At 69.9% G+C, this 13,803-nt stretch carries 11 protein-coding genes and 2 pseudogenes; 3 read left to right on the top strand and 10 right to left on the bottom strand.

The genetic code is table 11. The annotated features are described in order from the left end of the window. Nucleotides 1–4 precede the first annotated feature (4 nt). Nucleotides 5–807, bottom strand: a pseudogene (locus FFT09_RS00790) (transposase family protein). Between the two features lie 117 nt (nt 808–924). Here FFT09_RS00790 and FFT09_RS00785 point away from each other — a divergent pair. Next, nucleotides 925–1,683: a polymorphic toxin-type HINT domain-containing protein gene (locus tag FFT09_RS00785; protein WP_167305310.1), complete on the top strand. Its 759-nt coding sequence runs from the start codon at nt 925–927 to the stop codon at nt 1,681–1,683. A gap of 521 nt (nt 1,684–2,204) precedes the next feature. Here FFT09_RS00785 and FFT09_RS00780 read toward each other — a convergent pair. The 6 genes and pseudogenes from FFT09_RS00780 to FFT09_RS00755 all read right to left on the bottom strand — a co-directional run. Then, nucleotides 2,205–2,540: pseudogene (locus FFT09_RS00780) on the bottom strand (MmcQ/YjbR family DNA-binding protein); the annotation flags it as partial. A gap of 39 nt (nt 2,541–2,579) precedes the next feature. Further along, nucleotides 2,580–2,960, bottom strand: coding sequence for an HAD family hydrolase (locus tag FFT09_RS00775; protein WP_244231120.1), 381 nt, complete (start codon nt 2,958–2,960; stop codon nt 2,580–2,582). A 237-nt stretch (nt 2,961–3,197) separates the two neighbouring features. Beyond that, a complete protein-coding gene (locus tag FFT09_RS00770) occupies nt 3,198–4,205 on the bottom strand; it encodes a sporulation protein (RefSeq protein ID WP_138381496.1) in 1,008 nt (335 codons plus the stop codon). Between the two features lie 146 nt (nt 4,206–4,351). Further along, entirely contained in the window at nt 4,352–5,569 is a 1,218-nt protein-coding gene (locus FFT09_RS00765; protein ID WP_425273040.1) for a YeeE/YedE family protein, read from the bottom strand. Nucleotides 5,570–5,666: 97 nt separating this feature from the next. Beyond that, nucleotides 5,667–7,280, bottom strand: a complete 1,614-nt coding sequence (locus FFT09_RS00760; protein WP_138381495.1) for an FAD-dependent monooxygenase — start codon at nt 7,278–7,280, stop codon at nt 5,667–5,669. Nucleotides 7,281–7,295: 15 nt separating this feature from the next. Next, nucleotides 7,296–8,258, bottom strand: coding sequence for an MBL fold metallo-hydrolase (locus tag FFT09_RS00755; protein ID WP_138381494.1), 963 nt, complete (start codon nt 8,256–8,258; stop codon nt 7,296–7,298). 180 nt (nt 8,259–8,438) lie between these two features. Here FFT09_RS00755 and FFT09_RS00750 point away from each other — a divergent pair, with 180 nt between their 5' ends. Then, a complete protein-coding gene (locus tag FFT09_RS00750; protein WP_138381493.1) occupies nt 8,439–9,761 on the top strand; it encodes an MFS transporter in 1,323 nt (440 codons plus the stop codon). 102 nt (nt 9,762–9,863) lie between these two features. On the opposite strand, the gene FFT09_RS00745 is transcribed toward FFT09_RS00750, so the two are convergent. Then, nucleotides 9,864–10,514 (bottom strand): response regulator, encoded by a 651-nt coding sequence (locus tag FFT09_RS00745; RefSeq protein WP_341868992.1) that lies wholly within the window; start codon nt 10,512–10,514, stop codon nt 9,864–9,866. Continuing rightward, the gene (locus FFT09_RS00740) at nt 10,511–11,641 is read right to left on the bottom strand and encodes a sensor histidine kinase (protein WP_244231118.1); all 1,131 of its coding nucleotides are present in this window, start codon (nt 11,639–11,641) and stop codon (nt 10,511–10,513) included. Before FFT09_RS00740 ends, FFT09_RS00745 begins: the two co-directional genes overlap by 4 nt. A 100-nt stretch (nt 11,642–11,741) precedes the next feature. Here FFT09_RS00740 and FFT09_RS00735 point away from each other — a divergent pair, with 100 nt between their 5' ends. Further along, nucleotides 11,742–12,953 (top strand): alpha/beta hydrolase, encoded by a 1,212-nt coding sequence (locus tag FFT09_RS00735; RefSeq protein ID WP_138381491.1) that lies wholly within the window; start codon nt 11,742–11,744, stop codon nt 12,951–12,953. Here FFT09_RS00735 and FFT09_RS00730 read toward each other — a convergent pair. Then, nucleotides 12,928–13,464: an ATP-dependent Clp protease proteolytic subunit gene (locus FFT09_RS00730; RefSeq protein ID WP_138381989.1), complete on the bottom strand. Its 537-nt coding sequence runs from the start codon at nt 13,462–13,464 to the stop codon at nt 12,928–12,930. The two genes, FFT09_RS00735 and FFT09_RS00730, sit on opposite strands and share 26 nt — an antisense overlap. Nucleotides 13,465–13,803 lie beyond the last annotated feature (339 nt).

Raw genomic sequence — 13,803 nt, 5'->3', positions numbered from 1 at the left:
GGACTCAGCGCACCACAGTGAGCCTTTTCCAACTTGGATTCCAGTTGGTCTGGATGAGCACGGTCACGGTTTTGATCAGTCGTGTTGCCTGGGTGGGGCAGCTGCGGATTTTGCGGAGGATGTGCCAGGATTTGAGTTGGGCGCCTGCCCCGTTCTCCGGGACCGCGCAGGCGGGCGGGTGCGGCGTTGACCTGCTTTTGCGTGTGTGACAGGCGTCGGTAGCCGCCGGTGTCGGGGTCGAGGCGGCGTCGAGGTTGCGGGACTCGAACTGCGGCGCCACCGCCCTGGTAGGCGGTATCAGCCAACACGCGGACCGTGGTGGTGTTGAGTCCGTCGATCAGGCCGTGGTCGCGGGCAGCGCGGGCGAGGCCCACACCAACCTGCCGGCCGGGTCTGCCAAGACCTGCACATTCACCCCGTGCCGTTTGTGTTTGCCGGAGTAAAAGGCCCGGTCATGGCCCGAGGCCATCCGACGCGGTCGATCGAGATCAGAGTGCCATCGAGGACCACGAAGGCCTTCCGGCGGGCCACGCCGAGCGCATGCTCCAGCGTCGGGGCAGCAGCAGCGAGGACATCGATGCCTTCCCGGACGTAGCGGAACGCCGTGGCCGTGCCGACGCCGAACCCACCGGCCAACGCGGTGTAGGTCTCGCCCTTCTTCAGGTGCGCCAGCACCAGTAACGCCTGCTCACCGGCCGAAAGCCGTCGCCACCGACTGCCCACCGCCCTCCGTCGATGGCGCAACGCATCAGCCAGCACCTGCAAGGCGCGGTTGGACACAGACATCCACGACGGGTAAACAAGCACCTGAAGCTCCTGGCCGGGCGAGTTGATCTAGGCAATCACCCGTCTACCAGGAGCTTCACCTACCTCGACACCACCCCGCCCTCCACACCCACACCAGGTTGGAAAAGGCTCAGTGGTGTGTTGCTTGCTGATGGCAGCACCGAGTCGATCGAGGACGTCCGGGTCGGTAGTGACCGGATATGGGCCACCGATCCGGAAACGGGTGAGGAAGGACCCCGCACGGTCCTGGCGACGATCACCAGCTCCGACGTCAAGGACCTGGTCGAGATCACGGTCGCCATAACGGGGTCGAACAGCGGCACCACCACCGTAGTGGCCACAAGCGAACACCCCATCTGGGTCGAGAACCAAGGCCGCTGGACCCACGCCGAGGACCTCACACGAGGTGACAACCTTGTCACCGCAACCGGGGACGCCGCCCAGATCGTTAGAGTCGAGCGACGGACCGAGATCCGACGCGTCCACAACCTCACCATCAACGGCACCCACACGTATTATGTGGCAGCGGGGGCGACGCCGGTCCTCGTTCATAACGTAAACGAAGGCGATATCTGCAACTTGACTCTCGGGCCCAACTTGACGGGGCAGAAGGCGGAGGGGGCTACTGCTGAGCGTGGAGACACTGTTCTCGCCCACCAGCAGAGGATGATCAATGAATTCGGGGATCGGAACGGTTGCGCTGCTTGCGGTGCCGAAAAGTCTGGCTACAAAGATGGGCACTGGACTGGCGACCACAACCCGCCGAACAAGCTCTCCCCGAATGGTCCGTGGACTCTCTATCCGCACTGCAGGAAATGCTCCAAACAGCAGGGTGGAATCGTGCGAACGCTCATCAAGGAGTACTATGGCTTCCCGGCCCTGAGAGCGAGACAGTAGGTGGAGTAAACGATGCTTTTCGCCTCGTGCACGATAAGATTCGCGCATGGTCTGGTTGTTGCCGCCGCGCCCGGGAGTGTCGACGACCACGCAGGCTGGGACGCTGCTGCTGACATAGTGCACGGTGGTCCGGACTCCCTGTTCATCGCGGTGCAGCAAGCCAACAGTGGTCCGGTGTCAGTCCAATGTGTGCAGGGGCCTTACGAGCCGAGTGGAAAGGTGCTTGTTTACTCAGGGAATCTGACTCTCCCCAAGGCGTCCCTCGAAATTTCGGATCCAAATGAATCGGTGCGATTGCTGATTCCCGTTCCGAATGTAGAGAATCGGGTCAACGTCTACGGAGACGGAACCGATGAGCCTGATGAGGTAGTCATCGTTCTGACGGGCGATGAGTCGTGGTGATCCACAAGCTATGACGGACGGGCTCTGTCCGGCAATTCGGACGGCACGTAGCTTCTCATCTCTGCGTGACGACCTTCGTCTTTGCGCAGCGGTGAATCACCCACACTGCCGACCGGAACGAACGGATGCCGCTGCACCAGGTCCGGCGGGGCGGACAGGCGCCACGCCTCGTACACGAGTTCCGCCAGCTCGCCCTCGTCGATGTCCGTCAGCCGCACGACGACCCAGCCGAAGCCGCCCGCGGTGAACTGCACCTCGAAGACGTCCGGCCGTTCCGCGACGAGGGCGGCCTGCTCCGAGAGCGTCTGCTTCAGTCCCACCGTCTCCGTCCTCGGCCAGTGGTAGCCGAACCGCGTTCCCCGTACGCCGAAGGCCGTGTAGTCGCGGACCGCGTCACACGTCACGTCGGCCAGCCCGGTCACCATGTCGTGCAGCGTCTTGCCTGACACACCCATGCCCGCGATTCTGCCGCCGACCCCCGACAGTCGGGAGCGCTACCGCCCCACCGCGGCCTCGGCGAACGCGGCGAGGGACGGATACTCCCAGTCCGGGGTGACGGGACGGCCGGGATCGGGGGTGGCACCCCAACCCGGCCGGTCGTGCCGCCGGTTGATCCATACCCCGGGTAGTCCCGCGCGTCGGGCGGGCAGGTGGTCGTGGAACAGGCTCTGTGCCACGTGCAGCAACCTCAGCCCGTCGCGCCGCGCGTACTCCGTGAGAGCCGCGAAGTTCGCCGGTGCCGGCTTGTAGCTGCCGACGTTCTCGGCAGTGATGACGTGGGCGAACTCCACGCCGAGCCGGCGACGGCTGCCCTCGAAGCTCGCTCTGTCAACATTGGACAGTACGACGAGCCGGAAGCGCCGCCGCGAGCACATCCGGGTAGCGCAGCGCGGGCTGCCCCGGCGACCACGGCCTCCTGCGCCGCGTAGGCGGTGAGCAGCGCTGCGTCGTCCAGTCCGGGATCGAAGCGCCGGGCCCACGGTCCGAGGACGGCGGCGATTCCCGTCTCCCAGTCGATGAGCGTGCCGTAGCAGTCGAAGCTGAGAGTGTCGTAGTCGCCGAAACCGTCGCTCACGCATCCTCCTCGGTCCGCGGGCCGCTGTCGGCTCGGCTCACTCCTCGAAGTCGGGTTCCTCGAAGTCGTCAGCGTCGAACTCGGCGGCGTCGATGTCCGGGGTCTGGACGGCAGGCACGTCGTCGCCGTCGAACACGCCGTCGACGACCTCGCCGAGCACCATGCCGCCGACCACACCGGCCGCCGCGCCCGCGATCACACCGCCGACGCCGGGACCACTGCGCTCGGGTTCCCCGCCGGGGTGACCGTACTCGCCGGGATAGCCCGGTGCGGCGCCCATGCCGTTGGCTCCGACCTGGTGCAGCCACTGCCCGATCTCGGGCGTCCAGTCCCGCTGCTCGGCCTCTCCGTGCGGCGCGTGGAACCGCCCGAAGTGGTCACCGTCCTGGCGGAACAGGCCGCCGCGTTTGTTCGCCTCCAGCGCCACGTGCAGTTCCTGCGGCGTGGTGACGAACGTGAGCTGCACCTGCGGGAACCCGTCCCCGGACTGCGGCACGAGTTCCAGCTCCTGGAAGAACGGCAGCCCCTGCGGCATCCCGGGCAGCCGCCCACCCGTGTTCTCCGCCTGCTGCAACCCCAGGCCGAGGTCCCCGAACGCCCGCAGCATCGCCACCTGCGAGGGCAGGGGGTTGATGAGCACCGGATCGAGGTCGCCCTCGTCGGGCGCGTCCGCCACCACGAGTTCCGTGCGCAGGCCGACGCCCGCGCCGGGAAGCGGCGATCCCTCCAGTGCGGTGATCGGCGACTCCCACGGCAGCTGGAGCTGGAACGGGACCACGACGGACTCCCGCGAGGGCACCCGCAGGTTCCGGGCCGCGACCACCCTGGCGAGCTCGCCGGACGCACCGTGTTCTCCGGAGCCGTACTCGACCTCGACCCGGGTCAGCAGCGACAGGGTGACCTCGTCGATCACCGCGTCGGCACCACCGCCCTCGATGTGTACCTGACCCGTGAGCACCTGACCGGGCAGGGCGTGGGGGCTGTCCAGCACCGTGTCGACTGACGCGCCTCCGGCACCGAACGCGCTCAGCAACCGCTTGAACATGCGTGGGGTTCCTCCTCGGAACAGGGGTACGGGTTGTGATCGCCAGCATACCGACGGTGGCAGCCGTGTCACCCACGTTCTTGATCATGATCGGCTTCCCGTGGTCGCGACCAGTGTCGTCGTCGCCGCGCTTCTCGTTCCCGCTGTCAGCACACGCTGTCGGAGGTCTTCGGCACGGTCAGCCCGAACAGGGGCCGTAGCTTGAGGCCCACCCAGGTACCGCCCAGCGCGAACACCGCCCACAACCAGCCCTGCAGGCTGCCGGTGGAGATCCCGCCGAGGTAGGCGCCGATGTTGCAGCCGCCCGCCAGCCGGGCACCGATTCCCATGAGGACGCCGCCCAGCACTCCGGCCACGGCGGTGCGCCACGGGATGCCGGTGTGCAGTTTCCACGCCCCCGCCGCCGCGGCGGCCACGGCCGCGCCGAGAATGATGCCGATGTTGGTCAGGCCCGTCTTCTCGGTCCAGATCGAACCGGCCAGCATGTCCGCGTAGCGCTCGGACTGCCAGAACTCCCACGCCTCCGGGTGCAGCCCGACCAGCTGCAGCACCTTCGCTCCCCACAGCGCGAACGCCGTCGTGACGCCCCAGATGCCGCCGGAGACGAGCATCACGGCGGCGGCCAGCACGCCGAGCACGACCGCGCCCACGAGCTTCGGCCACGAGCCGCGCAGCACCCGCACGGGACCGCGCGCCGACGGGACAGCGCCGGGCGGGGGCGGGTTACGCCGCGACTGCACCACCCGGCTGATCGCGACGACACCGGCCAGTACGGCGATGGTGAGCGCCCAGGTTCCGAACCAGCCGAGGTGATCCGACAGCAGGACGCCGGGCACCTCGGGCCAGCCGTCGAACGCCGGGAAGGCCCAGGTGTAGAACACCGAGCCCGCGATGAACCCACCGAGCGTGAGCAGGATCGCCGACTGGCCCGACCCGACCGCGAACAGCGTTCCCGACGCGCACGCGCCCCCGAGCTGCATTCCCACCGCGAACAGGGCGGCACCGGCGAACAGCGGCAGCCCGATCGCGCCCGCGGACGGCGAGGGCGACGAGCCGAACAGCCCGGCGCCACTGGCCACCACCAGCGCGATGAGCGTCGACGCCGTGCCCAGCAACACGGCGTGCGCGCGCAGTCCCTCCCCGTTGCCCACGGCGAGCAACTGCCGCCACGCCGAGGTGAACCCGAAGCGCGCGTGGAACAGCGCGATCCCCAGTCCGAGACCGATCAGCAGCAGCGCGCCGAACTGCGCGCCGTGCGCCATCCAGACGTAGGCACTCAACGCGAGCGAGAGCAGTCCCGCGACGGTGAGCGGCAGCACCCGCACCCGGCCCTGCGGCGGCGCGGGCGGCGCCTCCCGCGCCACCGGCGAACGCGGGCCGGACGGCGAGGACGACGGTGCGGCGGAAACGGACACGGCGGGCTCCAGCACGACAGCGACTCACGGTAGTTCTCCGGCGAGGCTAGCCAGTCGTGCTCGGCCGTCCCATTATCTGGTCGCGTCGCGGTGCGGCATCGCCCACGGCGCGGCGCAACACCGTGGGCAACTCGGCGGGGTCGGTCACGATCCCGGCCACGTAGGCGTCCGGCCTGAGCACCCACAGTTCGCCCGGACGAACACCGAGTGCGGCGGCCACCCGGCCCTCCGGGTCGATCTCCGGCAACGACACCGCCCGGACCGGACCGGCCGGAACACGCGGCAGCGCCCCGTGCGCGTCCACGCCGGGACCGGCCAGCACACAACAGCCCTCCCGCGCCAGCTGCCGTAACCGGGTGGCGCCGGGCGCCGTCACCGGCACATCCGGGACGAGGACACCCGGCGCGGGAGCGGGCACCCGGCCCTTCGGCGGCCGCCCCGCGAACGGGCGAGAGTCGTCGGGTGTCGTCAGCGGCGAGGTGACATACCAGAACGGCTCGGCGAACCTGCCCGAATCGACTCTGGCGCGCAGCGCCGGATCGGTGGCCGCGCCCTCCAGTACCGCCAGCCGGGTCGCGTGACCCCGGTCGTCGTGGGGCACCAGGAAGTTCATCGTGGCGGTGGTGACGTCGAGGTTCTCCACGGCGGCGGCGTGCCGCTCGTCGTGATAGGTGTCGAGCAGCGACGGCGGCGCCCAGCCACGCAGTACGTAGGCCAGCTTCCACGCCGCGTTCTCGGCGTCGGCGACCCCGGAGTTCAGCCCTCGCGCCCCGAACGGCGACATGAGGTGTGCCGCGTCACCGGCCAGCAGCACCCGGCCCACGCGGAACCGGTCGGCCACGCGCGCGTGGAACCGGTACACCGACTTCCACCGGATCTCGTAGTCGGTGCCGGGGCCGACGATCGCGCGCACCCGCGCGTCCAGCACACCGCTGCGCTCCTCCTCGGCCAGGTCGTAGTCGGCCGGGACCTGCCAGTCGATGCGGAACGTGGAGCCGGGGCAGGGATGGATCAGCACCTGCCGTCCCGGATTCCACTCCGGATCGAAGTAGAAGCGGCGTTCCGTCGCCCAGTCCGGCAGGTCGGCCCAGATGTCGCAGATGAGGAAGCGGTCGTCGAACGAGTGCCCGTCGAAGCGCACTCCGAGCACCTGCCGAAGGGCGTCGCAGCGCGCGCCCGTGCAGGCCACGGCGTAGTCGGCGACCACCCGGGCGCCGGTCGCGGTGGTGAGCACTACCGCGTCGTCGCTCTGATCGACGTCGACCACTCGGTGACCCCAGCGCACGGTGATGAGGGGCTCGGCCGCGATCCGCTCGTCCAGTACCTCCTCGACCCGCGCCTGCGAGATGTTGACGAACGGAGGGAAAGCGGGTGAGCCCGCGTCCTCCAGCGTCAGGGAGAACAGCTCGCGATCGCGGTGAAAGGTGCGTGCCGTCGTCCAGGTGACGCCCTCGTCGGCGATGCGGTGCCCGGCGCCCACCGCCTCCCACACGTCGAGGACGTCACGCTGCTGGCAGATGGCCTTCGACCCGGTCGGGTCGCGTTCGGCTCGCCCGTCGAGCAACACCACGGGCACGCCGCGCCGCGCCAGTAGCAGCGCGGTGGTCTGTCCCACCGGCCCGTTCCCGATCACCGCAACCCCGCGGTCGCGCACGGTCATCGCCCCGGTCTCCGCTCAGCCCTGCAACAGGTCCCACACCTCGCGGTCGCGTTCCGCGGTCCAGATCACCGGACGTTCGACACCGGACAACTCGTCCCAGAGCCGCGCGACGTCGAACGGCAGGCAGTGCTCGAAGATCGGCCAGCGCCCGTAGCGCGGGGCGAGCGCCGTGTGCGTGCGCTCGAAGGCCTCCCGCAGCGTCCCGCCCGCATGGTGGACCGCTCCGACTTCGCGGATCATCACCCGGAGGAAGTCGCGGGTCTGCTCCACGGCGGCGTCCACCGCCGCCCGGCCCCGGCTCACCGCACCACGCCCGCCGACGAGCGCCTCGGCGCCGAACGCCTTCACCCGGTCCAGCGTCGTCGCCGCCCAGTCCCGGTGGAAGGCATCGCCCGTGTACAGCGCGGCCTCCGCCTCCACCAGGTCGCCCGCGAAGAGCACGCGCCGCCGCGGGAGCCAGGCCACGATGTCGCCCTCGGTGTGCCCGCGCCCGCAGTACTGCAGCACCAACTCGCCGCGGTCACCACCGAGATCGATGGTGAGCCGGTCGGAGAACGTCAGTGTCGGCCACGTCAGGCCCGGCACGGAGTCCGCGGCCTTGGCCAGTCTCGGCATGCGCGCGAACTCGCTCTCCCAGTCCTCGCGACCGCGCTCCGCCACCAGCGCCCGCGTGTTCTCGTGGGCGACGATCACGTCCGCGTCGAACGCCGACGCCCCCAGCACGCGCACCGCGTGGTAGTGGGAGAGCACCAGGTAGCGCACCGGCTTGTCGGTGTGCTCCCGCAGCAGCGCCAGCCACTCACGGGCCGCCACCGGCGTCGCCAGCGCCTCGAAGCACACGAGGAAGTCCTCGCCCTCGATCGCGCCGACGTTGGGATCGCCCTCGGCGGTCAGCGCGTAGACGCCGTCGGCCAGCACCTCCAGCGTCTGTTGCTTGTCCTCCAGATCCGCCGACGAAGCGAACGCCTTCGGGGCCACGACGCCACCTCCGATGGTTAACGTCTGAACTATCTCCGCGCCCGAGCCTAGATCCCCGGCCACCAACACGGCAAGACCGTCCGCCGATCCGGCATCCCGCCGGATTCAAGGGGCTGACGAACGCCGATGCGGCGTCTACTATCCGCTCGATCCGAGTGTCAGCCGAACAACGGAGTTCCCATGCCCACTCGCACGTCCCCGACCGACCGCCCCGGGCTGTCGCGGGAGGAACGGAAGGTCCTGTTCAGCACCCTCGCCGGGACATCCATCGAGTGGTACGACTTCTTCATCTACGCGCAGGCGGCCAGCCTGGTGCTCGCACCACTGTTCTTCGCCCCCGTCAGCGAGGACTCCCCCGGCCTCGCCACGGTGCTCTCGCTCGCCACCATCGGCATCAGCTTCCTGTTCCGGCCGCTGGGCGCCATCGTCGCGGGCCGTTACGGCGACAAACTCGGCCGCAAGAAGATGCTCGTCTTCACTCTCGTGACGATGGGCTCGGCGACCGCCCTCATCGGACTGTTGCCGACCTACGTCGAGATCGGTGTCGCCGCGCCCGTCGCACTGATGCTGCTGCGGATCGTGCAGGGATTCTCGGCGGGCGGCGAGTGGGGCGGAGCCGCCCTGATGTCGGTGGAACACGCGCCACTGCACCGGAGGGGACTGTTCGGAGCGTATCCGCAGATCGGTGTCCCCATCGGACTGATACTGGCGACCGGGGTGCTGTGGCTCATGACCACGATCACCACGCCCGCGCAGTTCGAGGCGTGGGGCTGGCGCGTCCCGTTCCTGCTGTCGGTGCTGCTCGTCGGGCTCGGCTACCTCATCCGCCGCTCGGTGGAGGAGAGCCCGGTGTTCCGCGAGATGCTGCAACGCAAGAAGGACTCGTCGGCTCCGCTGCGGGATCTGTTCCGCGGCAACACCAGGCAGGTCGTGCTCACGGCGCTGATCTTCGTGGCGAACAACGCGGCCGGGTATCTCGTGATCGCCTACTTCATCTCGTACGGCACGTCGGAGCTGGGCATGGAGCGAGGCCCGGTGCTGCTCGCCACGGTCTTCGCCTCGTGCGGCTGGCTCGGGTTCACGCTCTACGGCGGAGCGCTGTCCGACCGCATCGGCCGGGTACGCACGTTCCAGCTCGGCTACGCGTTCGTGTTCGTGTGGATGGTCCCGCTGTTTTTGCTCATCGACAGCGGCAACATCCTGCTGTTCGCGGGATCGATCTTCGTGCTCACGTTCGGGCTCGGCCTGTCGTACGGACCGATGTCGGCGATGTACGCCGAGATGTTCCCCGTCTCGGTGCGGTACTCGGGAGTATCGATCGGCTACGCACTCGGCGCCATCCTCGGCGGGGCGTTCGCCCCGACGATCGCGGAGCTGCTGATGCAGAACACCGGCTGGTCCGGCTCCGTCGGCCTCTACATCATGGTGCTGTGCGTGGTCTCGTTCGCGGGCGCCACCGCGGTGAAGGAGCCCCGGGGCGCCGACCTGGGTGTCACGAACTGACGGTAGCCGTGTCCGCAGATTAGGTAGCCGTGTCCGCACTTCTCGTAGCTGTGTCCGCACCGCACGATGGGGACACAGCTACGCAGGCTGCGGACACGACGGTCAGGGGAGGTGGGCGTCGTGTACCAGCAACGCGACCTGGGTGCGGTTGTCGACGCCGAGTTTGGTGAGGACGCTGGTCAGGTGGGTCTTCACCGTGGCGACGCTGACACCGAGGCGCCGCGCGATGTCGGCATTGGTGTAACCCTGCTCCAGCGCCACGACGACGTCGTGCTCGCGGGCGCTCAGCTTGGCGAGCGCGGCTCGTGCCGTGTCCCGCAGCTCGTCGCGGGCGACGGTGCGGTCGAGCAGCCGCCGCAGCACCGGCGAGGACACGGCGGGATCACCGGCGACCACGCGGCGCAACGCCGCGACGATGTCTCCCGGCGGCGTGTCCTTGAGCAGGAACCCCACCGCCCCCGCACGCAGCGCGCTGACCACGTTGTCGTCGCTATCGAAGGTGGTCAGCACGATGACCTGCGGAGCGTCCGCCCTGTCCCGGGCTCGCCGGGTCGCGGTGATGCCGTCGACCCGGGGCATCCGGAGGTCCATGAGCACCACATCCGCGGGGTTGGCGTCCAACACCCGGGGCACCTCGCCACCGTCCGCGGCCTCGGCGACCACCACGATGCCGTCCGCGCCGTCGAGCATGACCCGCAGCCCGGCGCGGACGAGCGGATCGTCGTCCACGATGACCAGCCGAATCGATGTCACGGGGGCCACGGTAACCAGGCTCGCAGCCGGAAGCGCTCCGGGTCCGCCTCGTGGCGCACCCAGCCGCCCGCGAGGCGCAGCCGCTCGGCCAGGCCGAGTAAGCCTCTGCCCGCGCCGGGCAGGCCGCTGCCCGCGCTCGACCGCGCGTTGACCACCGCCACCGTAATCCCGTCACCGGGCGCGCCCTCGATCGTGAGGGTCACCGGCCTGCCCGGTGCGTGCTTGCGGGCGTTGGTGAGAGCCTCCTGCACGACCCGGTAGACCGTGCGCCCGGCTTGGCCGGGCGCCTCGGCGTCCGCCGCCAGCCGATCCCGCAAGTGCACTACGGTGCCCACCTGCCGTGCCTCGTCGACCAACTCCGGCAGGTTCGCCAGTCCCGGTGTCGGTGCGGTGACCGCGCCGCCGGACTCGTCCTCGTGCAGCAGTGTGACGACCTCCCGCACGTCCTCCAGCGCACGGTGGGCGGCGCCGCGGACGACCCCGGCCGTCTCTGCGAGTCGCTGGGGCGACTGGTCCGGCCGGTACTCGAGCGCTCCCGCACAGGTGGCGAGCAGGGACAGCCGGTGGGCCAGCGCGTCGTGCAGCTCGCGGGCGATCCGGTTGCGTTCGGCCGCGCGGGCCTCGGCGACGAGCCGGGCCTGCTCCGCCTCCGCCCTGCGAGCACGCTCGGCGAGCGAGGCCACGACCTCGGCACGCGCCGCACCCCACGCACCCCAGCCGAGCAGTCCCGCGTGCACGGCCACCACGAGCACCAGCCACCAGCCGTAGGGCAGGCCCGCCATCGGCAGCCACAGGCCGCGCACCCCGTGCGCGCAGGCTCCGGCCAGCGCGGTGCCGAGGGCCACACGGAACGGCCGGTAACGCGCCACGTGCACCGTAGCCAGAGTGGACATCGGCGTGACCGTGGTGGCGAACGACGCGAACAACGCGAGCACGAGCGCGGTGGGCACCGGCCGCCGCAGCAACCAGGGCAGCGCCACCAGCGACGCCACGCCCGCGGCGCCCCGCACGGCCCACCACCCACCGGGCCCGCCGGTGTCGTACTCGGCCCACGCGGTGGCCAGCACCACCAGACCGAGCACCCCGCTCGCGAACCACATCCAGTGCCGACGAGAACGACTCCGCATCCCGGCAGCCTAGGCCGTGACGGACAGCTACGACTTTGGTCGAAGTCGTGCTGGCGTCCCGGCCGATGCGGACGCGGCGTCACCAGTCCACAATTCACCCATGCCTGTTGGGTACCTCGTCACGCTCCTCCTCTTGGGCCTCTGCACCGGCCTCGCGCTGGCTCCGCTACGCTCTCCCCGGCCACTCGCCGTGTTCAGCTGGGTCATGAGCATGGTCATCGCGGAGCTGCCGCTGCTCGTCCTCGGTTTCCTGCTCGCGTCGACCGCGCTCGCCGTGGTGGAGGATGACCTGGCCTGGCCGGCCGCGCCCGCCCTACTAGGGCTCGCGGCGGCCATCGCCGCCGGGCAACTGGTGCTGTTCGCGCGGACACTGCGCGCTGCGGCAGTGCTGCGCCAGGCCCTCGACCAGGAACTCGGGACGGGCCGTCCCACCGGGCGGGCGGCGAGATCGACGGTGTGGCGCCTGTGGGCCGCGCTGGTGCCACTGCCCGTGCCCGACCTGCGGGTCCGCCGCGTGCGCAACCTCATCTACGGTGATGCCGGCGCACGGCACCGGCTCGACCTCTACCGTCACCGCGACACCACGACCGGCCCCACACTGATCTACCTGCACGGCGGCGGCTACCGCAGCGGCCGCAAGAGCCGGGAGGCCCGCCTGCTGCTCACGCGCCTCGCGGCGCGTGGCTGGGTGTGCGTGGCCGCGAACTACCGGCTCCAGCCGAAGGCCGGTTTCGTCGAGCACGTCAACGACGCCAAGCGGGTCATCGCCTGGGTCCGCGAGCACGGCGCGGACCACGGGGCCGACCCAGGCACGATCGTCATGGCCGGGAGTTCGGCAGGCGGCCACCTCGCGGCACTGTGCGCGCTCACACCGGGCGAGAGCGCGCTGGAGGAGGGCGTCCACGGCGCCGACACCACGATCACGGCGGCGGTGGTCCTGTACGGCTACCTCGGCGAGTACTACCCGCACCTGCACGACGAGTCCGTCGTCGCCTCCACTCCCGACTCCTACGCCCACGCGCACGCGCCGCCGGTCCTCGTGATCCACGGTGACAACGACACGTTCGTGCCCCCCGACGGGGCTCGGCAGTTCGTCGCCGCGCTCCGCGACCGGACCACTGAGCCCGTGGTGTACGCCGAGCTCCCCGGCGCCCAGCACTCGTTCGACCGGTTCCCGTCGGTGCGCTTCCACGCCGTCGTCGACGCCGTCGAGGACTTCACCGACTGGGTGCGGCTGCGCGAGGGCGCCCAGGGTGCCCGAGCCGTCGACGATCGGGAACGTCAGATCACCGCTCCGGACGCGCACGGCTGACGATCTGGTCGGCGAAGCCGTACTCCAGCGCCTCCTTCGCGGTGAACCAGCGGTCGCGGTCGGCGTCGGCGACGATCCGCTCCATCGGCTGCCCGGTCTGCTCCGCCGTCAGCTCGGCGATCCGCCGTTTCGCCTCGGCGAAGGCCCCGGCCTGGATCGCGATGTCGCTCGCGGTACCGCTCACCCCGGCCGAGGGCTGGTGCATCAGGACACGGGTGTTGGGCAACAGGTACCGCTTGCCGCGCGCGCCGGAGGACAGCAGGAACTGCCCCATCGACGCCACGAAACCCATGCCCCAGGTCTGCACGTCGGGCGCGATGAGCTGCATGGTGTCGTAAATGGCCATTCCCGCGGTCACCGAACCACCCGGCGAGTTCACATAGAACGAGATGTCCCGCTGACCATCCTCCGCGGCGAGCAACAACAACTGTGCGGTGATCCGGTTCGCCACCTCGTCGGTGACCTCGGAACCGAGGAACACGATCCGCGAGCGAAGCAGCTGGTCGAACACGGGATCACTCGCAGGGGACGCACCCGGCGCACTCAGCTCGGGCCACCGGGTGCCATGCCCAGCAACAGTGTCGTGATTGGACACTCGGTCCACAGTAGTCTCCATGAATGGTCCACTCCTCGATTCGATCGGCTCGCCCGGCTTCACGTTACGCCGCCCAGCGGTTCCCGAGGGGCTGATCGGGGCCGGTTCGCTCAGGGCGATCACCCGGTCACCTTCGCGGCGAGGCGGCCGCCTGTCGTCCGCCGCCTTTTCTCCCCGCCCACGCCGCCGTGCGCCGTCCCTGGCCTGCGAGCCGTCCAGTATCGTTTCAGTGACGAGCCGGTGCCGTCGCCCCGG

The organism is Saccharomonospora piscinae (genome assembly GCF_005862235.1).
GTDB lineage: Bacteria > Actinomycetota > Actinomycetes > Mycobacteriales > Pseudonocardiaceae > Saccharomonospora > Saccharomonospora piscinae.
The sequence above is the reverse complement of the archived record's forward strand: the minus strand, read 5'-3'. Positions and strand labels throughout refer to the sequence as shown.

Coding starts and splice junctions, on each gene's coding strand:
- FFT09_RS00775 (WP_244231120.1), bottom strand. CDS start 2,960: ATGTGCTCGCGGCGGCGCTTCCGGCTCGTCGTACTGTCCAATGTTGAC.
- FFT09_RS00770 (WP_138381496.1), bottom strand. CDS start 4,205: ATGTTCAAGCGGTTGCTGAGCGCGTTCGGTGCCGGAGGCGCGTCAGTC.
- FFT09_RS00760 (WP_138381495.1), bottom strand. CDS start 7,280: ATGACCGTGCGCGACCGCGGGGTTGCGGTGATCGGGAACGGGCCGGTG.
- FFT09_RS00750 (WP_138381493.1), top strand. CDS start 8,439: ATGCCCACTCGCACGTCCCCGACCGACCGCCCCGGGCTGTCGCGGGAG.
- FFT09_RS00740 (WP_244231118.1), bottom strand. CDS start 11,641: ATGCGGAGTCGTTCTCGTCGGCACTGGATGTGGTTCGCGAGCGGGGTG.
- FFT09_RS00735 (WP_138381491.1), top strand. CDS start 11,742: ATGCCTGTTGGGTACCTCGTCACGCTCCTCCTCTTGGGCCTCTGCACC.